Raw genomic sequence first — 23,067 nt, forward strand, 5'->3', positions numbered from 1 at the left:
AACGGGCAATCAATTCAAACCATAGGCGAGTGAAATGTCGATTCCCTTGCAGGTCCTGCCCTCCGGCGAGAATGCGCTCAATCTTGTTGCCAATGGAAAGGTTCTCTCCACTGCGCCCCATCGGCTCGGTTATCTCACCCCGACCGATCCGGGCATCGGTGTCGAGCCAATCCGCATGCTTTACGAGGAGAACGGCTATGTGTGGCTCAAGGGATTTCTGCCGCGCAAGGATGTGATCGAATTTCGCGGCTGGGTCTTCGGCCATATGGCGAAGACAGGGCTGATCAAGGAGGGAACGGACCCCAGGGATGGCATATCGTCTGCTTCGGTGCCGGAAGGCAGGGAGGTCGATCGTTGCCTGATGTCTCTCGTACGCTCGGTCGCCTATGAGGGTTTTTGCGCGCAGCCACGTCTTTCGCGCTTCATGGACGAATTCCTCTCGGGCATCTCCTATCTGCACAAGCGCAAGATCATGCGCCATGTGCGGCCGGGAACGACGACGGCGACACCAGCCCATTACGATCTGGTCTATCTTCGCGGCGGCACCAGCCGGATCGTCACGGCATGGATACCGATCGGCGATATCCCGATCGAAATGGGCGGTCTGACCTATTTGGAGGGATCGCATGCGATCGGTGCCCGGATGGAGCACGAGTTCAGCGAAAAGAACAGGGATCTCAGTCCTGAGGAACGCGTCAGCGCATTCAACCGAAATATGACGGAGGGTGGCTGGGTCTCGAAGGATCTGCCCGACATGGCAGAACGCTTCGATACGCGCTGGCTGGTCGCCGATTATGAGGCAGGCGACATCATGCTCCATTCACCATTCATGATACACGCCTCGACCACCAATCAGGACAGGCAGCACAGATTGCGCCTGTCCACGGACATTCGCTATCAGAACGTCGAGGATGAGATCGATGCACGATGGAATAACCATTGGACGCTCGGCGACATGCTGTGATTCAGGTTTGATTCTGTTGCAGGCCCGTTCGAAGCGGCCCCCAATTGTCATCCTTTAGCACGCGTTCGATTTCCTCGACACGGTCGCGACGCCGCTTCAGGCGCTTGCCGATGCGGCCAAACCAGCGTTTGCGCTTGGTCGCTTCGCGGCTCGCCTGTAGCTGCTCGATGAAGACGTCGCCGACAGATCCATTTTCGACCCGATCAAATATCCAGCAAAAGGAGGCAGGCAATTTTGCCACCTTGAATTGCGGCTTAACGCTTGCTGCATCCTCGGTGATGATCTCCTCCAGAACGACCTGATCCCACGCGTCGGGCTTTGCAAGGCATCCTTGCCGCCAGCGCTCGATGAGCTGCGCCGCGCCAGGCGTATCGTTGACGAGAATGGTCGCGCTGATAAGGCGTTCATCGCCTTCATAATAGACGGCGATGTCGCATTCGAGTTTACGAAGCTCGGGCCAGGGATTGCGGTGGAAGACAGCATCGACGTCGACATAAAGCATAGGCCCGCGCAGTCTCGCCCTTTCCTGAAGCAAAAAGCCGGGTTTAAGCCCGGCATTCAGCACCCAGCTGCCGGCGCTGGGCACGGCCGTTGCGTATACCTTTAGCCCGATCCGCTCCGCGGAATGGGCCATCCGCTCTTTTTCCTGTTCGTAAAAACTGCCCTCGGTAAAAAATGCCACAATCGGGCCGTCAGCGGCCGTTGCCTGGGATGTGCGTTCGGCCAGATCCCGTTTGGCTGGGAAGGGGACAATCAATGCACGCTGCTGTGGGCTCCAGGGGCGAATTTTATTGAGGATATTCAAGAAGGCACCTTCGGGGTTTGTAAACTTCAATCGATATCCGCCACCTTGAAAGCGTTGCGGACGAGATTGAGAGTTGGATGAATGGGCATTTTGGCTGGCCGATGGCGGATACGTCACATCGCTGCGTTCGTACCGGATTGGCAAACCGTTTGATCTTCGCTAATCGATTGTCATGTCCGATAATGTCATCAAGTTTGAACGCCGTCCGAAGCCGAAACCGCCGAGACAAACACCTCCCTGGCTCAAGCGTTTGTTGGTGATCCTGGCCGTCATTGCATTTTTCGTAGCAGCCTTTGCTTATTTCACGCTGAAGAACGGCGCAGCTGGCCCAACATTCTGACCAGCTCGAGACCTATGCGATTTTGGGTCGATTGTTCGATCAGCTATGGGGAGGGCGGTGCTTTGATTTGCGCGCTTTGCGGCTGCATTATGGCCTTTAGGGCCCTGACTTGACACGAGCGGGCAGTCTCCGCGCAACGACGTTTTGATCGCACGCATTTTCGAGACCGCTCGTCCTAGCTTTCCGTGGAAAACCGTTGAGCTTGGACGCAGTTCATCTCCCGGCAAGATTTTCTTTTGCGGGTGATGGAGAGGTTTAGTTTGATATTTCAATTCATTAACGGAAATATTTTGCCTCATTGAGCCCCGGTCGCGGGTGGAAGTTCATCCTCAAGTTTCTATATTTCAGGGATGTTCATGGTCTGACAAACAGGAAGAGGAGCAGGACATGACGTTGACCTCGCAAGACGTCACCACCGTACTTGGCCCCGTAGACGAGACCCTTATCGCTGATATTGTTGCGACAGGCGCAACGCCAACGGAGCTGTCCGAGGCGTGGGCCTGGGTCAACAGCGATGAGGCTTTGATCGGCGAAGGCCGCCATCTGCCGGATGGCAAGGTGGCAGCGTTGGTGGATCTGCTTTCCGCCGATGACGAGGAATGGGAAGAATAGCAATTCGCGCCCTTCTCAGGGCTTGATGCAAGCCATGCCGCCACATATGCGCGGCATGGCTGGGTTTAAAGGTTATAGCTCGACCTTTACGTTGTCGCCCATGTCGGGTCTGGAATTCGAGACCGCGGCGGCCGCCATTTTGATGTAGCTGATGATGCTGCCGGGGCTATCCCAATATTCGGCGAAAACAGGCGTTACCTTCAAAACGCGGATTGAGGGATCGTCGGCACTGTCCCACCAGGCCCTGGCGCCCGTGGACCAGAGATCCCTGACGCGTTCGCGGTCGTTGCTGACTTCAGCCGTGCCGGAGATCGAAACATATTTCTGACCCCGGGTGTCGGCGAAGGCGAGGCAGACATTCGGCCAACGGGCGATCTCCTCATCCTTGTGGCCCGCAACATCCGTCAGGAAATAAATCGCATTTTCAATCGGTTCGGGATGTGCAGCCATCGGCCGTGCACGTAGGCTTCCAGATATTTGTGTGGTCAGCATGCAGAAGCCGATCTTGTCGACCAGCTCCCAAACGCGGGCGTTCTCATCGGTGTCCGTCATGGCTGTCTCCTGTTCTTGATTGCAAAAGGATGGAGCGGGTGAAATCATCTCGATGAAGCCCTACGGCTGCTCGCGGGTTCCCGGTGCAGCCTCGCGCTCCTCAGCGTCTTCGAGATCGCTCTTTACGACGAAGGCATCACCGTGCTGGCGCACGGCCTCCTTCTCCGCTTCGATATTGGGCAGGTCGTCGGGAGTGCGCTCCTTGACGTGCTCCGACGCCGCGTCGATCTCGCCTTTGGTTTGGTCGGCCGGAACGGATCCGATGCCGTGATGCGTGGCGTCATGCTCGGTCCTGGCCTTGCCTTTGTCTCGTCGCGTGTCCGTCATGTCGATCTCCCTATGCGTCGCGTCATGTCGAATGCAGCACGGCCGAGAGCTTTCCGCGTGAAAAGGCGGCCGGGCCATATCGATCAAACCGTATGGCAGCCGCATTGTTCCGTATCGACCGCGACGTGATGACAAGGTTTCGCGGCCCGTGGGGTGGGCAGAAGGGAACCTTGAACCCGAATTTGCGTCTTCCTACGTGAGTAGCAGTCGAGGCTTTATGAGCTCGGCTGCAATCACGTCTGTTAGGAGTGACCAAAATGGAAGATAGAACCAGAACCATCGAAGACCTCAGCGTCGAAGAGCGCGAGGAAATCCTCATTGACGCCGCCCGGACGCTGGAGGGCAACGCACGCGAGGCTCTCGTCGAAGGCAATCAGCAATTTGCGGCGCTTTCCACCAATATGGCGGAAGCGATCCGCGTCTATGCCGACGAACTTGCTCGCGACGATCCCGAACAGGCGGAAGAGTTGCTGCAGCAGGCTGTCGCAATGATCTCGCAGTTCAATGCTACTCATCCTTACCGGTTGATCAGCACGGCTGTTCACTAGTCGGCCCGATGCCCTACTTCTTGCCTCGATAACACGACCCGGAGGATTTCGATGTCAGAACTCATAGTGCTTGGTTTCGATGATGCCGATAAGGCGGATGCTATCCTTAACCGTCTTGTTCAGCTCGAGAAGGAATATCTGATCGATCTGGAAGATGCCGTTATCGCCGTTCGTGACGAGTCCGGTAAGGTCCGTCTCAAGCAGAGCGTCAATCTGACCGCCGCCGGTGCCGCAAGCGGCGGCCTTTCGGGTGCGTTGTGGGGTTCGCTCGTTGGCCTGATCTTCCTCAATCCTCTTGCGGGCCTGGTGGTCGGCGGTGCGATCGGTGCCGGCTCCGGTGCTCTTGCCGGATCGATGGCCGATTACGGCATCGATGACGGCCTCATCGAGAAGCTCGCCGAAACCATTCCGGTGCATAGTTCCGCACTCTTCCTGCTGATCCGCAAGGTTCAGCCCGAGAAGGTCCTCGCCGAATTCAAGGGCGAGCATGCGCGGCTGTTGCGCACCTCGCTTTCACCGGATCAGGAAGCACGGCTGCGACAGGTTCTCGTTGAGGAGACCTCGCCGACGTCTGCGGCGTCCGCCACGGTTTGAGCGTAAAATCCGATCCGTAACCGTCGGTCAAAGCCGTGCTTCCGTAGAGGGGCATGGCGAGACACTGGGTGATTTGCCATTATTCGCTCTCCTTCCATATCAGGCCGAATACTGCCATTGTAAGTCGCGGATTCGTCCCGCGATTGGCGTTGCAGCGGGGGGAGGGGCAAGACCCTAACGGCCATTGTCAGCATACGTTTTCAGACCAAAAGTTGCGCGATGACAGAGCCCGTGTCGCCTCAAAGCCAGCCCCCGCCCAAGCCCAGCATATCGCTGATCCAGACCAAGCGCGCCGCTGTGCAGGCACTACGGGTCATGATCGCCTGCACGATTACCTATGCCGTTTCCCAGCTTCTACACCTTCAGCAAGGCTATTGGGCCGTCTTCACTGTGTTGATCGTCATGCAGGCATCTGTCGGCGCCACCGCCGGCATGGCGGTCGACCGTCTGGTGGCGACCGTCGCCGGAGCTATGCTTGGAGGGGCGGCGGTGTTCGTCACACCGCCCGAGCCGCTTACTGTCGGGATCGCGCTCATCTGTGTCGTTGGCTTTTCGAGCTTTGTGGCGGCACGCGTCCCTCGCCTGCGCAATGCCGGGTTGACGGCGGCGATCGTCATGCTGACCCACTCCGCCAACGTCCCTGTCGAAATTTTCGTGATCGACCGCATCGCCGAAATTACCCTGGGCGGTGTCGTAGGCGTGCTCGCCAGCCTCTTCATCCTGCCGACGCGTTCGCGAACCATCGTGCTCGATCGTTTCGGATCGGCCCTCGATGTTATGGCGCGGATATTGCGCACTCTGGCAACCGCAGTCGAAAAAGGCGAGCCCGTCTCGGCTTCAGAAGCCAATATCGCGCTACGTCAATCGCTGATGGCAACCGAAACGCTTTTGACCGATGCCCAGCGCGAGCGCGCCTTATGGTTGACGAAGCATGGGATTTCAGAGGCCATTCCTCGCTCCCTCTGGCGCATTCGCAACGACATGACCTATGTCAGCCATATCGTGGAAACGCCCTTCCCACCAGCGATCGTCGAAGCGATCGGGCCACAGGCAGGGCGGGTGCTGGAGGCACAGGCTCGCTTCGCGGAAGCATGTGGCCAGGCGCTGCGTGCGGGCGGCGAGATCGATCCCAAGCTGCTCTCGGCCGGAGATGAGGCCTTCGAAGCCGCTTTCAGCGCTCTGCAGAATTCGACAGAGGCCCAATCGATGGGCTTCAGCGAAACCGGCCGTCTGTTTGGCCTTGATTTCACCTTGCGCCGGATGCGGCAGAATTTTCTCGATCTTGCCGACCGGATCCGCGAAAGCGACGTCAAATGAAGGGATCAGCACGGCATGACGGCCCGTTCTTCATCGATCGCCGGCTCCGTGTAGTCTCATCCGAAAGCCGTGTCACGAATGCTGCAGGTTTCGCTCGACGGCCTTTTCGGTTAGCCGGCGTCCGCCCGCATCGAACAGGCAGATCCGTTCTGTCCGCGGCTGCAGCCAAATCGTCTCTTCCGGTTCGATATTGAGCCGGTCATGGAAGACGGTGACGATTGTCTGCCCGCCCACGGTCGCCGTTATATGCGTCTCGGACCCAAGCGGCTCGACCACCACCACGCGCGCGGGAATGCCGGTATTAGCGGGCGAGAGGGTGAAATATTCCGGCCGGATGCCGTAAACGCCTTCCACGCCGGAAACCCTGGGTGCATTGTCGGGCAGGGGCAACAGGATGCCCTCATGGGTCTTGAAGACAGGCTTTCCGCCATCAGTGTCGAAGTGTCCATTCAGCAGGTTCATGGCCGGCGAGCCGATGAACGCGGCAACGAAGGTGCTTTGCGGGTTGTCGTAAAGCTCGAGCGGCTTGCCGATCTGCTCGATATGGCCGCCGTTCATGACGACGATGCGGTCGGCCATGGTCATGGCTTCGACCTGGTCGTGGGTGACGTAGATGGTCGTCGTTGCCAGGCGCCGGTGCAGGCTCTTGATCTCGGCGCGCATGGCGACGCGAAGCTTCGCGTCCAGATTGGACAGAGGTTCGTCGAACAGGAAGACCTGCGGATTGCGGACGATCGAGCGGCCCATGGCGACGCGCTGGCGCTGGCCGCCGGAAAGCTGGCGGGGATAGCGCCCGAGGAGATCGGTGAGGCCAAGAATCTGCGCGGCATGTGCCACGCGCTTTTGCTTTTCTTCCTTCGCGGCTCCGGCAAGTGTCAGCGAGAAGGCCATGTTTTCGGCAACCGTCATATGCGGGTAGAGCGCATAATTCTGGAAGACCATGGATATGTCGCGCTCCTTGGGCGGCAGGTTGTTGACGACGCGCCCTCCGATGCTGATCGTGCCGCCGGTAATATCTTCAAGGCCGGCGATCATTCTGAGGAGGGTTGACTTGCCGCAGCCCGAGGGGCCTACAAGCACGACGAATTCGCCGTCGGCAATGTCGGCCGAGACGCCGTGGAGAACTTCCACGGCGCCATAGGCCTTGCGTGCCTTATCGATGGTGACCGTTGCCATCATACCCCTCCGATCCGGATCTCGTTCGACGACAAGGCGCCTTCGTGGATGAGCAGGCCGACGCCGCCGTCACGGAAGGCATCGGCGGCGGTATCTTCCGCCGTCACCGAAACACCGTCGGCTTCGAAGGTGATACGCGCACCCTGCGCCGAGACCTTCATGGCGATATGCTTGTCGAATTCGGTCCTGAAGGCGGTTTCGGCAAGGACCTCGGTGTCCTCGTCGCGCACCTTGACGATCTGCATCTTGCCGTCGCGCGTCACGCGGGCGCCATAGTAGCGGCGCAGGCCCTGAGCGCGGATGGCAAAGCCGCCGTAATTGCCGAGATGGATCATCACCTGACCTGAGGCCTGGTAGTCGGTCCATTGGCGCGTGCCATGAATGATGATGCCTTCGCCTCGGTTCTGCGCGATGCGGAAGGCGGCCGGAAAGCGCTTGGAGAAGAAGCTTGCGCCATTCACCCAGGCCATGCGCCAGAAATCCCCATCGCCAGCAGGGCGCTTGAGCGTGAGCTTTGGTGCACCGTCCCAACGGAGATAGTCGACGAACAGGCGGCCATCGGCACGCTTACCGGTGCCGGTTATGGCGATGCCGATCTCTGCGATCGGCTGGCCGTCGGTCTCGGGAAGGGTCCATTCGAGAGTGGCTTCCGAGCCGGGCTCGATGACAACCGCAGCCGAGTCGATGTCGCTCAACTGGTCGCGCCCGTCATAGACGCGGATACGCAAACGCGTTTCGATCGCGCCACGGTTCTGCTGGTCGGCCTTGACGCGGGCCCTCACTTTCTGACCGGGATAGACGAGCGGCGTCGCCATCAGGTCGTAGGTGCGCATGTCGAGCATTTCGCGTGGTGAAAAGGTCGGCGTCGTCACCACGGCGCGTTGCGCCGGCCCGAGTGCTTCGTAATCGATCGTCAGCGCGCGGCCGCTTTCGAATTCCGTATTGCCGACGCGCACACCGCTTGCCGCATCGAGAGCTGTCAGTGGGCGGAAGCCCTGCTGACTGCCAGGAAGCGAGAAGTGAAATTGCGCACCGTTCTTCGGGGCCTCGAGCGACTGTTGCCCGGCAAGCTGGAGACCGAGATTGGTCAAGAAATAGGCCTGACGCACGGCATCGTTGATGGAATTGCCGCCATCGGCAGAGGAAATCAGCATGCGGTCGGCGATGGGGCCGCGGAAGTCCGGCCCTTCGGCAAGGCCATCGAGGCCATTCATGATGCCGAGCAGGCAGCCGACATTGCCGGCATTGCAGTCGGTATCCCAGCCCGATGTGTTGACGATCATCTGCGCCTTCTGGAAATCGTGCGGCGCGTAGAGCACCGTCATGATCATCAGCGCGTGATTGGGCATGATATGGCAGTTGCCCGGATATTTGTCGTAGCCGTAATTGTCCTGGATCTTCTGGCGCGTGTCGCGCCAATCGGGATGAGCCTTGTGCCAGGCCCTGATGTCAGCAATCAGCTTGGCGATCTGGCTGTCGCTCGGGATCTGCTTCAACCCCGTGTCGATCAGATGGTCGATGTCTGAGGCGACGAAAGCCTCGGCCTCCATCGCCGCCCACAGCATGGCAGCATAAACGGACTCGCCATCATGGCTGACCTTGCCGGCCTGTTCTGCAAGCTTGGCCGCGAGTTCCGGCTGGCCAGGGGCGACCATCGCCCATCCATCGATGAAGATCTGGGCGCCGATCTGCTCGGCAACGCCCTGGCCATTGGTGGCGATCGAACCGGACTGCGGGGCCGGGACGCCCTTCTTGAGATTGAGCCAGGCCGTGTGTTCGGTGGAGTTGCCATTGCCGCCCCACCAGAGGATCGAGCGCTCCTCGACGATGTAGTTGAGCCAGGCCTTGCCGATTTCTTCGGCAGAGAGGTCCGGCTTGATGCCGTAATCTTCCAGCGCGCGGATGAAGGTGAAGGTGCCGGCGACATCGTCGTCGGTGACGACGAGCGGCTGGTTCAGGCGCTCATGCACGTAGTATTCGATAGGGCCGAGTTCTTCCATGATCTTCTGGTAGGTCCATCCCTCGAAAGGGCGGCCGAGATAGACGCCGATGAGCTTGCCCAGGACGCCGGCATAGACACGTTCGAGATAGTCGTTCGGAAGCTGCATTGCTCACTCCATTTAATCGATAAATTCGTTCAGCCTTTGACGGAGCCGCCGGCCATGCCCTCGATGAAGCGCTTCTGCATGAAGACGAAAAGCGCGACGACGGGCACGACGATGATGAGCGCTGCGGCCATGATCTCACCCCAATCGGAGCTGTACTGGCCGGATAGCAGGAAGAAGGCGATGACGGCCGTCATGTTCTCCTGCTTCTGCAGGAAGGTCGTGGCGATCAGAAACTCATTCCACGAATTCAGACCGATGATCAGCGCCACGGTGAGGATGCCCGGCGAGACGATTGGCAGCATCACTCGCCAGAAGACCTGCCAATGCGTGGCGCCGTCGACGATCGCTGCTTCCTCAAGCTCCTTTGGAACTGCCAGGAAATAGGTTCTGAGCAGCATCACGGCAAAGGGGCTGTAGAGCGCGGTGTAGATCAACGCCACACCGAAGATGTTGTTGATGAGCCCGAGCTTCGCGAAGCCGAAATAGAGCGGGAAGATATAGAGCTGGATCGGTGCGGTCGTCGTTGCCAAAAGATAGAAGGTGAAGATCTTCCAGCTTTTGATCTTGCGGCGCGCGATCACGTAGGCTGTCAGCGACGATGTCGTGCAGACGAGCGCAATGGTCGTGCCGGAGACGATCAGCGAATTGATGAAGGTCTGCGAGAATTTCGCGTGGCTCCAGGCATTGGCAAAATTCTGCCAGCGGATCGGCTGCGGCAGTCCGAGTGGGTTCTGCACGATCTGAGCCGCCGGCTTCAGCGAATTCAGCACCAGAAGCGCGATAGGGAAGAGGGCGATGAAGGCAAATATGCCGAGAAGGATATAGCAGACCCAGAGAGTCAGGCGGCTTTCCACGAGCCTCATTGTTCGCCCTCCCTGGTCTGGATGCGCACGTAGAAGAAGGTGCCGACTAGCCCGAATAAGCTGATGACCAGGGCTGCTGCGGCCGCCTGCCCGACGTTCAGATCATAAAAGGCTTTGCGATAGGCGAGTGTCGAAAGCAGTTCGCTGGAGAAGGCTGGGCCGCCTTGGGTTAGGATGTAGACGAAATCGAAGGCGAGGAACGACCAGATGACGGTCATGATCATCATCAGCGTGATGGTCGGCCGGATGCCGGGAAGCAGCACATAGCGCATCATCTGGAAGTAGGTCGCGCCTTCGATGCGGGCGGCTTCGATCTGCTCCTGCGGCACCTGCCGCAATGCGGCGAAGAAGATGACGCAGAGGAAACCCCACCAGTGCCACAGGTCGACGGTTGCGACGCCGAACAGCGCGATCGGTGGCTGGGTCAGCGCATTGGGGATCGGCAGCCCGTATTTCTTGAGGAGGCCGAAGACGCCGGTCACGGGGCTATAGATCATCCCCTGCCAGATGCGGGCCGTGATCGCAGTCGCGATGACGACAGGCAGGAAGTAGACGACCTGGAAGAAATTGCTGCCGCGTCGCACGATCAGCAGCATCGAGGCGGCCAGCAGCCCCATGAGGATTGGCACCGTCAGGAAGACGATGGTCCAGATGATGTTGTTGCCGAGCGCCAGCCAGAAGACGCGGTCGTCGGCAAGCGCGCGGAAATTGTCGAGGCCCGCAAAGGTGGGCGGGGAAATGCCGTCCCAATTGCAGAAGGCGAGTGCCACCGTCAGCAAAGCAGGGACGAGGACGATGATGATATTAATGATCATCGTCGGAACGAGATAGAGTCGGTGCATAATATCCTCCGGACGAGGACGGCGCTTTCAACGCCGTCCTGCGGCGGCTTTTCAGACGCGGGGCGGGACCGCCGGCGCCTTGCCGGCGTCACGTTCCTGCTTGAAGGTCTCGTCAAGCTTCTTCAAGAAGTCGGCCGACTTCGTTTTCTTGAGCCAGACTTCTTCCATGCCGCTAACCAGATAGGTGTCCGTGGCCGGCGGCAGGAAGGTCCAGGTCGTGTAGCCGTATTTGCCGGCGGCGACTGCGCCTGCCAGCTGCTTCATTGCGTCCTCGTAAAGGGGCAGGACCTTATCGGAGAGTTTGACCTTGGAGAGATCGGCCAGCGGCAGGTTCCATTCGCCCTGCCAGACGGAGTTCATCTTGCTGTAGTAGTCGTCCGTGAACATGTAGTCGAGAACGGCAGCGGCGCCATCGGCATTGCCTGACTTGGCGTTGATCGACAGCGTCGAGCCGATGCCGAGCGCGAAGATTGGATCGCCTTTCTCGCTCGGGAAGCCGACGAAACCGGGTTCCGCGTTGTTCTGCGGGAAATAAGTCTGGACGTTGGTGAAGTTCCACGTGCCGGTCGGCGCCATGCCGGCCTGGCCGCTGGCGATCTGCGCAAAGGCCTGCTCGAGCGTCAGCGAAAAGTAGTTGTCGCCGAAATATCCCTTGTCCCACCACTCCGCGAGCTTGTCGATCGAGTGGACGAAAGCCGGATCGGTCCACGGAATGGCGCCGGTCAGCGCCTTGTAGACATTCTCAGGTCCCGCGATCGAGTTGAAGGCGATTGAGACATAATGCTCGTTGGCAGGGCGCCAGTCGGCATTGCCGGCACCGAACGGGGTCAGGCCCTTGGCCTTCATCTCGTCGGCGAGCGCCTCGAAATCTGATATCGTCGTTGGCACTTTCCATTTGTTCTGGTCGAACAAGGTCTTGTTGTAGAAGAGGCCGAGCGTTTCGTATGTCTTTGCGAGCGCATAGAGCTTGCCGTTGTAGCGGCCGAGATCGAGGAAGAGTGGCAGCAGACGCTCGTTCCATCCATATTTCTTGGCGTAGTCGTCAAGCGGCATAAGCTGACCGGCCTGTGCCATTGCCGCGACATAACTCGGGCCGGCCGTGAAGACGACATCGGGGCCGGTGCCGGCCAGCATCGCGACGCGCAGCTGCTTGTCGAGATCCGAGCCGCGGAAATCGATGCTCAGGAGGTCTTCGGGATGCGCCGCATTGAACGGGTCGATCAGAATGTTCTTGAGGTTATCCTGGTTCTCCGGCGAAGCGGATTCGTACCAGAAGGATATGGGCTTCTGATCCGCCGCGAATGCGAAGCGGGATATAAGCGGCAGGGCAGCCACGCCAAGGCCGGCTTTCAAAACTGTACGTCTGTGCATCGGTTTTCTCCTCCCGATTTGATTTTATTCGTTGCTCGTCGAACCCCTGACGATGAGATCGAAAGGCATTTCAACGGCCGTTCCAGCACCGGTCTTCTGTCCGCGAAGGCGATCCATCAGCGTCTGCGCGGCACGTTCTCCCATTTTCCATTGAAATTGCGCGACCGTCGTCAGCGTCGGGGTGACGAGCTTGGCGGCGGAAATATCGTCGAAACCGACGACGGCGATATCCTCCGGAATGCGGATGCCGCGTTCACGCAGCGACTGCATCACCCCGATCGCCATCAGGTCGTTTGCGGCAAAGATGGCGGTCGGTCTGAAATCACCGGCAAGAATGCTCTCGGCCGCGCGTATGCCGCCCATCTCGGAAAATTCGTCATCAATGACGACGTGATCGGGATGGCCGAGTTTTGAGAGCGCCGTACGATAGCCTTCGATACGATGGGCCTGCGGACCGCCGCGACCGGCGACGAGCGCGATGCGCTTATGACCGAGGCCCAGCAGATATTCCGTCACCGTCTGCGCCGCCGCCCTGCTGTCGACATAGATGTCGTCGATCGGGATTTCGCCACCGCGCTTTTTGGATGATTCAATTCTCACTATGGGAACGCCGGCCTCGACCAAGGGATTGAAATCCTTGGCCTTCAGCGTGAAGAAGACGCCGACCACGCCATCGACACGGCCCTGTCGGGCCCAATCGAGAAAATGACGTTCGCGCTCGGGCGTCCCGTCCGTGTTGACCGTGATCACATCGTAGTTCTGGCCGTCGGCGATCGACTGAATGCCGCGAATCAAAGACGGATAGAACGGATTGGTGATGTCGGGCACGATGCAGGCGATGGTCATCGTGCGGCTCGTCTTGAGCGCTTGCGCAAAACGGTTTGGTACGTAGCCGAGGTCCTTTGCCGCCTTCGTGATGCGCTCCCATGTCTCTGCCGGGATGGATGCTCCGCCGCCGCTCAGCACCATGGAAACGGTGGCCTGCGAGACCCCCGCAGCCCTTGCGACATCCTTTTGCGTTGCTCGTCCGTTTGTCATCGCTCACGTACTTATACGTATTATTTATACGTATAAATAAAAGTTCGCTGGCTGAGTGTCAAGCGTCCCGTCGGGCTCTGCCCATCCTTTTGGCGGAGAGACTGCCGTGCTTGGGAAAGGTGCCGTTTGTCGATATGGGCGTTCGCCTCAGGGTGCTCTGGCCTGCTCGGCCAAGTTTCAGGGAGGCTTGCGGCCCAACGTGAAATTTTGAGTAGTTCACTACATAATCAATTAATGGTTGAAATCTAAAATGCGAAAATATGGAGAGACCATCACGTCGGCATGATCTGGATTTTGTCAGGGTGGCAGCATTTTTGCTGCTGATCATCTACCACGTTAGCCTGATTTATAATTCGAGAAATTTCATGCTGAAGGCACCGGACAGTTCTCCCGCCTTCGATATAATCCATTTGTTGACGCATCCGTGGCGAATGACGCTGCTGTTTTTCATCTCCGGCGCCGTGACGGGTATGCTGCTGGTGAAGCATCCTCCCGGCGCGTTAAGGAGTGCGCGGACAAGACAATTACTGATGCCTTTTCTGGCTGGTATGCTGTTTCTGATCCCGCCACAGATATATGTATTTTTGAATGCCAAGATGGGAGTGCATATCAGCCTTTTGGCGGTCTTCTGGAATTATCTGACCTTGACTCCGGTTTCCTTGCCGAGCGGTGAGCAGACGCTGCTCGCCGGCATGCAGCATCTTTGGTATCTCCTGTATCTGTGGAGCTATACCGTGATCATCACGCTCGCGGTGGCGGTGTGGCCATCGTTGTTGTCCTATATTGGAGATCGGCTTGCCCCTTGGCTTACGGGCAAATGGGTACTGATAGCGCCCGCCTTGCTGTTCATTTTCCTTCGGCTCGTCTTGAGACCAATTTTCCCCCCGTCACTGGAGTTTTTGACTGATTGGTATAGCCATGCCGTTTATATGGCTGCGTTCGTGATGGGAGCTGTGATGGCAACGCGTGACGATTGCTGGGATGCTATTGTCAACATGCGGAGACCGGCGTTGATTCTGACGGTCGCTTGCGCGGTGGCTTTGGTATGCCTGTTTCCCAGCCTGCCATCCAGTGATCCAGAAATGTGGCGGCTGTCTGTCGGGAGAATACTTGGTGGTGCGTTCCAATGGTGCGCGATCGTCGCCGTTCTCGGCTATGCGAGGATTTGGTGCCGATCGGAAAATGCCGTGATCCGCTATCTCAATAGGGCGGTTCTTACCTACTACGTTCTCCACCAGACCGTTATGCTGCTGATCGCCTACGGATTGGATCGTATGGGACTCTTGTCCGCCGTGTCGTTTATCCCAATTGCCGTCGCCACTTTGGCAATCTGCGCTGTGGCTTACGAACTGAAGTTTCGTCTGGAGGGTGCTGCGACCGCAAAGTTTCGTCCGCACGCTGCCTGATATCATGGGCGGCTTGGCAAGCCGGATTCTTATCGATCGCCAATTGTCGAGAGCTGGCCGAGCACCGGCTCCCGTTGCGATGTTCAACAGTTAGCGATCGATGGCATCGCGCTTAAAACATGGCGCTCAAAACAGGTGGCGGTAGTCAGATACTGACTACCAACGAACAATGATCCGAATCGGATCGCAATCTCTACACCTCAGGCTCTCAATGCACTGCTCCCGATCCGCCGGCCGCAACGATCGCAAAGGGCTGCCCCTCGACGGGAATGCTGCGGACTTCCATCAGTGATTGGTTATCGACCATGCGCACGAGGCCGTGGCGCGGATCGGTAATGGCGATGAGATTGCCGGCGATCGCCAGACGAGGCCGCGGGTCGCGCCAGTGACCGTCCTTGCTGTAAGGTTCGGTAACGGTCTCGGATTTCACGATCGCGCCTTTCACGACATCAATAAGATGCAGATTGCCGTCCTCGGTGAGAATGTAGGCGATCTGCGGCTTTGCCGGATCGAGTATGAAATCGACCCGTCGTGTCGGCAGTTCGATCAGCTTGTAGGGTTGGTCAGAATTGTCCGGATCGATCAATACGACGTTCTGCTCACCATAATTGCCGAGGAAGAATTGCATGGACATGCCGCCGAGCAATGTCGAGACCTTGCCCTTTGGCAAGGAAGAGCCATAGGCGAGCATCTCCACCTTTGGGCCGTCGATACCGCCGGGGCGAGCGATCAGGACACCTTCCTCGCAGCCGAAGGCAATCAGCCGGGCGGAAGTCGCTTCCCCATGAAGCCCTGTGCAGCGCTTGATATCACCAACCTGCTCTCCCGTTCGGTCCAACACGCGCAAGCCGAGGCGCGGCGGCAACTCGCCTTCCTTCACGGAAGCCTCCATGTTCGGCACCGACACGAGAAGATGGTCGCCCATCGGAACGGCAACGCCGTGGTGGGCGGCGATGGTCTGGAATGAACGAATATCGGGTTTGCCTTCGGCAAGGCCATTTTCGGACAGGAGATCGAACTTGTCGTCGCGGTCGTAGAAGATTGCGACATTGTTGCCGTGCGTCACCACGTGCCCAGGCTTTTCGCCCTTGATCGATGTCCGGAGCAGTTTCGGATCGGAAAGTTCGATGTCGCGATGTTCGCCGTGGTCGGAGAGGGATATGCCGGTCGCAATCGCGTGGACCACATTCTTTTCGCCTTGCACGGCAAATATGGTGCGGCCGGATTGACTGAGAGACAGGGAGGCATAGCCGTGAAGATCGAACCGGCCGATTTCCTTGCCACTTGAGGCATCGATCGCGCGGACGATCGGCAGGCTGTGATCGGCGACGAATAGTCGCCAGCTTTCCGTCTCCTTTTCGTCGTCGGCAAACGACGGGAAGGGAAGCAGCAAGGCGCAAGCCAAGGATGAGGCTGCAAGGAGGATACCAGAGCTTGTGTTCGGCATGAAGGGTCCTTTATGTAATAACATTACAGATGCAGCGTAATGAAGTAACGCTGCATCTGTCCAGCCCCTGTGCACGCGTCAGGCGAGATTGTCGGAATTCATCAACATCGAAATTGGCTTGAGGCCATCGAAGCAGTTGACGCAATTTTAACTGAAGATACTATATATAGTGTTCGAGGTTCTTCTGATTCGCAAGAATTGGAGGCTAAGACGGGAATCTGGTCGGCGAACATGATGATCGCTAAGCCGGAGCTGCCCCCGCAACTGTGAGCGGTGAGCATTCGTTCAATGACGTCACTGAGACCGTGTGTCTTGGGAAGGCAAGACGAATGTTATGACCCGCGAGCCAGGAGACCTGCCTTGAGCATTGACGTCCACGGGCGGGGTGTCCGGCTGGCGAGCGATGGTCCATGCGGCATAATGGCCGCCCTCGCTTCCTCGAAGATCCCGCTGATAACTTCGGGGTGAAGTCCATGTTCCTGAGTATCTATAGTCGCCCGCGCGAGTGACGGCCGCTTAAATGCGTCCGGCCGCCGGCTAGGTTTGCTCCACTTTTCACCCGCCGAGCGGGCATCATCCGATGCCCGAGCGATTTTCCGTGCCCATCCATACGAGGATATCTCATGAGCATCACCGTCTACAGCAAGCCCGCCTGCGTCCAGTGCACAGCCACGACCCGCGCGCTTGATCGCCAAGGCATCGACTACACCATCGTCGACGTATCGACCGATGCCGCCGCCTATGAGCTGGTGCAGGGTCTCGGCTATCGCCAGGTTCCGGTTGTCGTCGCCGGGGAGTTGCATTGGGCCGGCTTCCGTCCCGACATGATCAGCGCTCTCGCTTAAGGAGCCGGGCGGTGGGCGAGATCGTCTATTTCTCCAGCCGGTCGGAAAATACCCATCGCTTCGTTACGAAGCTCGCATTGCCGGCTGCTCGTATCCCGCTTGCCGCGGGAGACGAATTTCGAACGACCTCGCTCTATGTCCTGATCGTCCCGACCTATTGCGGCGACGGTGGCAAAGGGGCCGTGCCCAAGCAGGTGATCCGCTTCCTCAACGATGCGGGCAACCGTTCGAACATCCGCGGGGTCATCGCCGCGGGCAACAGCAACTTCGGCGCGACCTACGGGATCGCCGGCGACATCATCTCTGCTAAATGCCAGGTGCCGTATCTCTATCGGTTCGAACTTCTGGGCACGGATGAGGATGTCGCCAATGTCAGACAGGGATTGGAACGATTTTGGATACGCTAAGCTCTTCTTTGTTGCGGGACGCGGGCGAAAAACCGCAGAGCACTTTTTCTGCTACCACGAATGATCGGCCAGCCAAGGCGGCGGAACCAGCATTGGATTATCACGCACTGAACGCCATGCTGAACCTCTATGATGAGCACGGAAAGATCCAGCTCGACAAGGATCGTATGGCGGCCAAGCAATACTTCCTCCAGCACGTCAATCAGAACACGGTCTTCTTCCATAACCTCAGGGAAAAGCTCGATTATCTGGTGAGGGAAGGCTACTACGAGCAGGAGGTTCTGGATCAGTATTCCTTCAATTTCGTGCGCGATCTCTTCGATCACGCCTATGCGAAGAAATTCCGTTTTCCGACCTTTCTCGGCGCCTTCAAATACTACACCAGCTACACGCTGAAGACCTTCGATGGAAAACGCTATCTCGAGCGTTATGAAGACCGCATCTGCATGGTCGCGCTGACGCTGGCGCAGGGCAGCGAGCAGATTGCGCGCGATCTGGTGGACGAGATTATCTCCGGCCGCTTCCAGCCGGCAACACCGACCTTCCTCAATGCCGGCAAGAAGCAGCGCGGAGAGCTGGTCTCCTGCTTCCTGCTGCGTGTCGAAGACAATATGGAATCGATCGGCCGCGCCATTAACTCGGCTCTGCAGCTTTCGAAACGCGGCGGAGGCGTGGCGCTATCGCTCACCAACATCCGTGAGGCCGGCGCACCCATCAAGCATATCGAGAACCAGTCGTCCGGCATCATTCCCGTCATGAAGCTGCTGGAAGACTCCTTCTCCTACGCCAACCAGCTTGGCGCGCGGCAAGGGGCGGGCGCCGTCTACCTGAACGCTCACCATCCCGACATCATGCGCTTCCTCGATACCAAACGCGAAAATGCCGACGAGAAGATTCGCATCAAGACACTGTCGCTCGGCGTGGTCATTCCGGACATTACTTTCGAGCTCGCGAAGAACAACGAGGATATGTACCTATTCTCGCCCTATGATGTGGAGCGCGTTTATGGCGTGCCATTTACCGAGATTTCGGTGACGGAGAAGTATCGCGAGATGGTGGCCGACAGCCGCATCCGCAAGAAGAAGATCAAGGCGCGCGAATTCTTCCAGGTGATCGCCGAAATCCAGTTCGAAAGCGGTTATCCCTACATCATGTTCGAGGACACGGTGAACCGCGCCAATCCGGTTGCCGGCCGCATCACCATGAGCAATCTCTGCTCGGAAATCCTGCAGGTCAGCGAAGCCAGCGAATACAACGACGACCTGTCCTACAAGCATATGGGCAAGGACATCTCCTGCAATCTCGGTTCTCTGAATATTGCTGCCGCGATGGACAGCCCGGATTTCGGCAAGACGATCGAGATGTCCATCCGGGCGCTGACGGCCGTCTCGGACATGAGCCATATCTCCTCCGTACCCTCGATCGAGAAGGGCAATGACGAAAGCCATGCGATCGGCCTCGGCCAGATGAACCTGCACGGCTATCTCGCCCGCGAGCGCATCTTCTACGGCTCGGAAGAAGGTGTCGATTTCACCAACATCTACTTCTACACGGTCACCTACCACGCTATTCGCGCCTCGAATCTGCTTGCGGTCGAGCGTGGCCAGAGCTTCAAGGGCTTCGAGAATTCGAAATACGCCTCCGGCGAATATTTCGATAAGTATACGGAGCAGGAATGGAAGCCCGCGACCGGGCGTGTCGCGGAAATCTTCGAGAAGGCCGGGATTGCCATTCCCACCCAGGAGGATTGGCTCGCCTTGAAGAAAGCCGTCATGGAGGGCGGGCTCTATAACCAGAACCTGCAGGCCGTGCCGCCGACGGGCTCGATCTCCTACATCAACCACTCGACCTCCTCGATCCATCCAATCGTCTCCAAGATCGAGATTCGCAAGGAAGGCAAGATCGGCCGCGTCTATTATCCGGCCGCCTTCATGACGAACGACAATCTCGACTATTACCAGGACGCCTACGAGATCGGGCCGGAAAAGATCATCGACACCTATGCTGCGGCCACCCAGCATGTCGACCAAGGCCTGTCGCTGACGCTGTTCTTCCGCGATACCGCGACAACGCGCGATATCAACAAGGCGCAGATCTACGCCTGGAAGAAGGGTATCAAGACTATCTATTACATCCGCCTTCGTCAGATGGCGCTCGAAGGCACGCAGGTTCAGGGCTGCGTTTCCTGCACGCTCTGAACGTTTGAGGGACGATGAAAATGAATATGCAATTCAAGCCGGCAAGCCGCGTTCGGGCCATCAACTGGAACCGCATCGAGGACGACAAGGACCTCGAGGTCTGGAACCGTCTGACCGGTAATTTCTGGCTGCCGGAGAAGGTGCCCTTGTCGAACGACATCCAATCCTGGGCGACACTCAAGCCTGAGGAGCAGCAGCTCACCATCCGCGTCTTCACCGGCCTGACGCTGCTCGACACGATCCAGAACGGTGTCGGTTCGGTCAAGCTGATGGCCGATGCCGCGACCCCGCATGAAGAGGCGGTGCTGTCGAACATTTCCTTCATGGAAGCCGTGCATGCACGTTCCTACTCGTCGATCTTCTCGACGCTCTGCCTGACGCCGGACGTGGACGACGCCTATCGCTGGTCTGAGGAGAACGAGTTTCTGCAGCGCAAGTCGCAGCTGATCATGGAGCAATATGCGTCCGGCGATCCGCTGAAGAAGAAGGTTGCCAGCGTTTTCCTCGAGAGCTTCCTGTTCTATTCCGGCTTCTACCTGCCCATGTTCTGGTCGAGCCGCGCCAAGCTCACCAACACCGCCGACATGATCCGTCTCATCATCCGTGATGAAGCCGTGCATGGCTATTACATCGGCTACAAGTTCCAGCGCGGGCAGGAGCGGCTTTCGGACGGGCAGCGCCAGGAAATCAAGGATTTCGCCTTCGATCTGCTGTTGGAGCTTTATGATAACGAGGCCAAATATACCGAAGCGCTCTATGACGGCGTCGGCCTGACCGAAGACGTCAAGAAGTTCCTGCACTACAACGCCAATAAGGCCCTGATGAATCTCGGCTATGAGGCGCTTTTTCCGGCCGAAGCCTGCAAGGTCAACCCGGCCATCCTTTCGGCGCTGTCGCCGAATGCGGATGAGAACCACGACTTTTTCTCCGGCTCCGGCTCGTCCTATGTCATCGGCAAGGCCGTTGCCACGGAGGATGAGGACTGGAATTTCTGAGGATCGAGCTTGGCGCAGCTCAAGCCGTTCGAGCCGTCGCCTTGGAAACGGTGCCCTGACGGCAGCCGTCGCTGAGCGGCGCTTATCTCCGCTTGGAAACACAAACGGCCGGCTCTAACAAATAGAGCCGGCCATTGATCCATCGGACCTTAACGATCCGGATTACTTGTTGAGCGCATCCTTCAGCGCCTTTGCCGGCGTGAAGGCGAGCTTCTTCGATGCGGCAACCTTGATGGTTGCGCCCGTGCCCGGATTGCGTGCTTCGCGCGCCGGCGTATCCTTGACTTTGAACTTGCCAAAGCCCGGGATCGAGGTTTCGGCGCCGGATGTTGCGGCTCCGGTAATGGCTGCAAAGACGGCTTCGACAATCGCCTTGCTCTGGACTTTGGTAAGCTTGTGGTCTGCAGCGATCTTGTCTGCGATTTCATTGGTGGTGGTCATGAGGCTTCCCCCGCATTGATGACGCTGGAATCATTTCCATTGACGATGTCCATTGTCACCTGGAGTCGGGGCCGGAAAGGCCGAGAATGCCTGTATTTCCACAGGTTCCGACGCATCGAGGCCATTTTGAACGCTTTCCGCAAGCGTTTTTCCAGTCATGGGCTCGGTCGGGCGGCCGATGGGAGAGCGCTCCATGCTACCGCAGACGCCTGCGAATCTGCTGAAAGGGCCGGAATCAGAGCTCCAGCGCCCTCTTCGCCCTCCGGATGCGAGCGGTAACGGGTCATTGAAACTGGCCTTTTGCCCGACAGGTCTATAGAGGCTTGGCTGTGATAAATGATGGGACGGACAATGGAACACGAGATCAAGATAGGTAACCGCGGCGATTTCGGGCTTTGGGCCATCGAGATCGCAAAGCAGATCATCAGCGACGAGGGCTTTGAACTGGCGAGAGCGGCACGGGACGGCACTGAGGATGATGTCCGCGCGGCCGGTAACGCGCTTGGCCAGGCGATTACCAATGCGATGATGGAAGTCTATGACGGTTTGACCGAAGGAGCGGATGAAGATTAGGATCGTCTTCGAGGGTTGTGGCAATCATCCGCGTGCTTGCGCGGCCGGCTTGCTCTGGATTGAAATCTGAAAGTTGCACCAACTTAAAATCGCAGCCTTACAATCAGGAACAGGCATCCCCATATAGGGGCGGATTAGTCTTTCTGCCCTATGACAGGAGAGCCAATGTTCAGTGCAGTACCGCGTTTTGCCAAGATCGCAGCCATCGTCGTCCTTGCCGCCGCTTCTTCCGTAGCGACCTTTGACGCCGCCGATGCGCGTCGGGCTGGATCCAGCGGCTTTGGAAGCCGTGGGACGCGTACCTTTGATACCCCGGCCATAACGCGGACGGCGCCCACGCAGGCTGCCCCGATCGATCGGTCGATGACGCAGCGGCCGCAGCAGCAGACCACGACCCAGCCGCCGCTCGGCGCGCCGCAGCGTCCAGGCCTTTTCGGCGGCTTCGGTGGGTCGATGATCGGCGGCCTGATCGCCGGCGGTCTACTGGGCATGATGCTCGGTCATGGTTTTGGCGGCGGCATCGGCTTCCTCGGCATGCTGCTGCAGATCGGCCTGATCGTGCTGCTCATCAGCTTTGCCATGCGATTCTTCGCAAACCGCCAGCGCACGCAATATGCAGCAACGGGATCTGGGTCGTCCTACAATATGAACCCCATGAACAATGCGGGTGCTTCCCCGCGTCCTTCCTTCTCCATCCCGTCTATCGGCGGCGGAGCGGCAGCTGCGCCGAAAGCGCGCCAAGCCAATGACGAGATCGGGCTGCAGCAGGCCGATCTCGATCGCTTCGAGCACCTTCTGACAGAAATCCAGTCGGCCTATGGCAAGGAAGATTATGCCACGCTGCGCCGGCTGACCACGCCGGAAGCCATGTCCTACCTCGCCGAAGAACTTGGGGAAAACGCGACCAGCGGCGTGCGCAACAGCGTTTCCGACGTGCGCCTGCTGCAAGGCGATATCGCCGAGGCCTGGCGCGAGGACAATGCCGAATATGCGACGCTTGCCATGCGCTATTCGAGTATCGACGCGATGGTCGATCGCACGACCGGGAAAGTCGTCGACGGCGACGACCGCAACCCCTCGGAAACGACGGAACTCTGGACCTTCGTGCGCAAGCCGGGTTCGGACTGGATGCTGTCAGCAATCCAGGGAACGGAACTGCACTGACCTGCGCAGCTTCCGCAAGGAACCGCTTCGCGAGGGATCGGGGCGGCTGGTCATATCCATAAACTGATTGTCCTCATCCTTTAAACCTGAAGGCGTCGGGCGGGTGCCGAGGACGGCGCGGCATTCGCCTTGAC

24 protein-coding genes and 1 riboswitch are annotated in these 23,067 nt (G+C 58.5%); of the genes, 13 read left to right on the forward strand and 11 right to left on the reverse strand.

All coding sequences use genetic code 11. The features are described from left to right. Positions 1-34: 34 nt before the first annotated feature. Positions 35-964 carry a phytanoyl-CoA dioxygenase family protein gene (locus PH562_RS14395; protein ID WP_285173770.1) on the forward strand — a complete coding sequence of 310 codons (930 nt, stop codon included), beginning with the start codon at positions 35-37 and terminating at the stop codon, positions 962-964. A 1-nt stretch (position 965) separates the two neighbouring features. On the opposite strand, the gene PH562_RS14400 is transcribed toward PH562_RS14395, so the two are convergent. After that, on the reverse strand, positions 966-1,886 hold the full coding sequence (locus tag PH562_RS14400; protein WP_285173771.1) for a putative nucleotide-diphospho-sugar transferase: 921 nt from the start codon (positions 1,884-1,886) through the stop codon (positions 966-968). A 55-nt stretch (positions 1,887-1,941) separates the two neighbouring features. Here PH562_RS14400 and PH562_RS14405 point away from each other — a divergent pair, with 55 nt between their 5' ends. Together PH562_RS14405 and PH562_RS14410 are read left to right on the forward strand one after the other, a co-directional pair. Continuing rightward, a complete protein-coding gene (locus PH562_RS14405) occupies positions 1,942-2,109 on the forward strand; it encodes a hypothetical protein (RefSeq protein WP_167078018.1) in 168 nt (55 codons plus the stop codon). Between the two features lie 387 nt (positions 2,110-2,496). Further along, entirely contained in the window at positions 2,497-2,721 is a 225-nt protein-coding gene (locus PH562_RS14410) for a hypothetical protein (RefSeq protein ID WP_285173772.1), read from the forward strand. A 72-nt stretch (positions 2,722-2,793) separates the two neighbouring features. Here PH562_RS14410 and PH562_RS14415 read toward each other — a convergent pair whose 3' ends face one another. Then, positions 2,794-3,273 carry a pyridoxamine 5'-phosphate oxidase family protein gene (locus tag PH562_RS14415; protein ID WP_113228698.1) on the reverse strand — a complete coding sequence of 160 codons (480 nt, stop codon included), beginning with the start codon at positions 3,271-3,273 and terminating at the stop codon, positions 2,794-2,796. Between the two features lie 60 nt (positions 3,274-3,333). Then, positions 3,334-3,600, reverse strand: coding sequence for a hypothetical protein (locus PH562_RS14420; protein ID WP_285173773.1), 267 nt, complete (start codon positions 3,598-3,600; stop codon positions 3,334-3,336). Between the two features lie 257 nt (positions 3,601-3,857). On the opposite strand from PH562_RS14420, the gene PH562_RS14425 reads away from it, so the two are divergent. From PH562_RS14425 to PH562_RS14435, 3 genes are all read left to right on the forward strand, one after another. Next, positions 3,858-4,148: a hypothetical protein gene (locus PH562_RS14425; RefSeq protein WP_113228700.1), complete on the forward strand. Its 291-nt coding sequence runs from the start codon at positions 3,858-3,860 to the stop codon at positions 4,146-4,148. 51 nt (positions 4,149-4,199) lie between these two features. Beyond that, positions 4,200-4,742 carry a DUF1269 domain-containing protein gene (locus tag PH562_RS14430; RefSeq protein WP_113228701.1) on the forward strand — a complete coding sequence of 181 codons (543 nt, stop codon included), beginning with the start codon at positions 4,200-4,202 and terminating at the stop codon, positions 4,740-4,742. Positions 4,743-4,961: 219 nt separating this feature from the next. Continuing rightward, entirely contained in the window at positions 4,962-6,059 is a 1,098-nt protein-coding gene (locus PH562_RS14435; RefSeq protein WP_113228702.1) for an FUSC family protein, read from the forward strand. Positions 6,060-6,131: 72 nt separating this feature from the next. Here the strand turns inward: PH562_RS14435 and PH562_RS14440 are convergent, their stop codons facing one another. From PH562_RS14440 to PH562_RS14465, 6 genes are read right to left on the reverse strand one after another with little or no spacing between them, the layout of a single operon-like run. Next, entirely contained in the window at positions 6,132-7,235 is a 1,104-nt protein-coding gene (locus PH562_RS14440) for an ABC transporter ATP-binding protein (RefSeq protein ID WP_285173774.1), read from the reverse strand. Next, the gene (locus tag PH562_RS14445; protein WP_285173775.1) at positions 7,235-9,343 is read right to left on the reverse strand and encodes an ADP-ribosylglycohydrolase family protein; all 2,109 of its coding nucleotides are present in this window, start codon (positions 9,341-9,343) and stop codon (positions 7,235-7,237) included. Before PH562_RS14445 ends, PH562_RS14440 begins: the two co-directional genes overlap by 1 nt. 29 nt (positions 9,344-9,372) lie before the next feature. Beyond that, the gene (locus tag PH562_RS14450) at positions 9,373-10,206 is read right to left on the reverse strand and encodes a carbohydrate ABC transporter permease (protein ID WP_285173776.1); all 834 of its coding nucleotides are present in this window, start codon (positions 10,204-10,206) and stop codon (positions 9,373-9,375) included. Continuing rightward, on the reverse strand, positions 10,203-11,048 hold the full coding sequence (locus PH562_RS14455; protein WP_285173777.1) for a carbohydrate ABC transporter permease: 846 nt from the start codon (positions 11,046-11,048) through the stop codon (positions 10,203-10,205). The genes PH562_RS14450 and PH562_RS14455 overlap by 4 nt, the downstream gene beginning before the upstream one ends. 51 nt (positions 11,049-11,099) lie before the next feature. Further along, the gene (locus tag PH562_RS14460; RefSeq protein ID WP_285173778.1) at positions 11,100-12,419 is read right to left on the reverse strand and encodes an ABC transporter substrate-binding protein; all 1,320 of its coding nucleotides are present in this window, start codon (positions 12,417-12,419) and stop codon (positions 11,100-11,102) included. Between the two features lie 24 nt (positions 12,420-12,443). Beyond that, positions 12,444-13,457: a LacI family DNA-binding transcriptional regulator gene (locus PH562_RS14465; protein WP_285173779.1), complete on the reverse strand. Its 1,014-nt coding sequence runs from the start codon at positions 13,455-13,457 to the stop codon at positions 12,444-12,446. Positions 13,458-13,717: 260 nt separating this feature from the next. Here PH562_RS14465 and PH562_RS14470 point away from each other — a divergent pair, with 260 nt between their 5' ends. Further along, positions 13,718-14,863, forward strand: a complete 1,146-nt coding sequence (locus PH562_RS14470) for an acyltransferase family protein (RefSeq protein WP_285173780.1) — start codon at positions 13,718-13,720, stop codon at positions 14,861-14,863. Positions 14,864-15,071: 208 nt separating this feature from the next. On the opposite strand, the gene PH562_RS14475 is transcribed toward PH562_RS14470, so the two are convergent. Beyond that, positions 15,072-16,310: a hypothetical protein gene (locus tag PH562_RS14475; RefSeq protein WP_285173781.1), complete on the reverse strand. Its 1,239-nt coding sequence runs from the start codon at positions 16,308-16,310 to the stop codon at positions 15,072-15,074. Between the two features lie 159 nt (positions 16,311-16,469). Then, positions 16,470-16,687: riboswitch (cobalamin riboswitch) on the forward strand. A gap of 246 nt (positions 16,688-16,933) precedes the next feature. Between PH562_RS14475 and nrdH the strand changes: the two genes are divergently transcribed. The 4 genes from nrdH to nrdF are packed head-to-tail and all read left to right on the forward strand — an operon-like array spanning position 16,934 to position 20,755. Further along, positions 16,934-17,155 (forward strand): glutaredoxin-like protein NrdH, encoded by a 222-nt coding sequence (gene nrdH / locus PH562_RS14480; protein WP_095437442.1) that lies wholly within the window; start codon positions 16,934-16,936, stop codon positions 17,153-17,155. An 11-nt stretch (positions 17,156-17,166) separates the two neighbouring features. Next, positions 17,167-17,562 carry a class Ib ribonucleoside-diphosphate reductase assembly flavoprotein NrdI gene (nrdI, locus tag PH562_RS14485; protein ID WP_285173782.1) on the forward strand — a complete coding sequence of 132 codons (396 nt, stop codon included), beginning with the start codon at positions 17,167-17,169 and terminating at the stop codon, positions 17,560-17,562. Positions 17,563-17,570: 8 nt separating this feature from the next. Further along, the gene (gene nrdE / locus PH562_RS14490) at positions 17,571-19,760 is read left to right on the forward strand and encodes a class 1b ribonucleoside-diphosphate reductase subunit alpha (protein ID WP_285173845.1); all 2,190 of its coding nucleotides are present in this window, start codon (positions 17,571-17,573) and stop codon (positions 19,758-19,760) included. 20 nt (positions 19,761-19,780) lie between these two features. Next, the gene (gene nrdF / locus PH562_RS14495) at positions 19,781-20,755 is read left to right on the forward strand and encodes a class 1b ribonucleoside-diphosphate reductase subunit beta (protein WP_285173783.1); all 975 of its coding nucleotides are present in this window, start codon (positions 19,781-19,783) and stop codon (positions 20,753-20,755) included. A gap of 162 nt (positions 20,756-20,917) precedes the next feature. Here the strand turns inward: nrdF and PH562_RS14500 are convergent, their stop codons facing one another. Next, positions 20,918-21,196 carry an HU family DNA-binding protein gene (locus tag PH562_RS14500; RefSeq protein WP_069609985.1) on the reverse strand — a complete coding sequence of 93 codons (279 nt, stop codon included), beginning with the start codon at positions 21,194-21,196 and terminating at the stop codon, positions 20,918-20,920. A gap of 351 nt (positions 21,197-21,547) precedes the next feature. Here PH562_RS14500 and PH562_RS14505 point away from each other — a divergent pair, with 351 nt between their 5' ends. Continuing rightward, positions 21,548-21,769: a hypothetical protein gene (locus PH562_RS14505; protein ID WP_285173784.1), complete on the forward strand. Its 222-nt coding sequence runs from the start codon at positions 21,548-21,550 to the stop codon at positions 21,767-21,769. A gap of 165 nt (positions 21,770-21,934) precedes the next feature. Further along, positions 21,935-22,933, forward strand: coding sequence for a Tim44 domain-containing protein (locus tag PH562_RS14510; RefSeq protein WP_285173785.1), 999 nt, complete (start codon positions 21,935-21,937; stop codon positions 22,931-22,933). Positions 22,934-23,067 lie beyond the last annotated feature (134 nt).

The organism is Rhizobium centroccidentale, from assembly GCF_030182565.1.
Classification (GTDB): Bacteria; Pseudomonadota; Alphaproteobacteria; order Rhizobiales; family Rhizobiaceae; genus Rhizobium.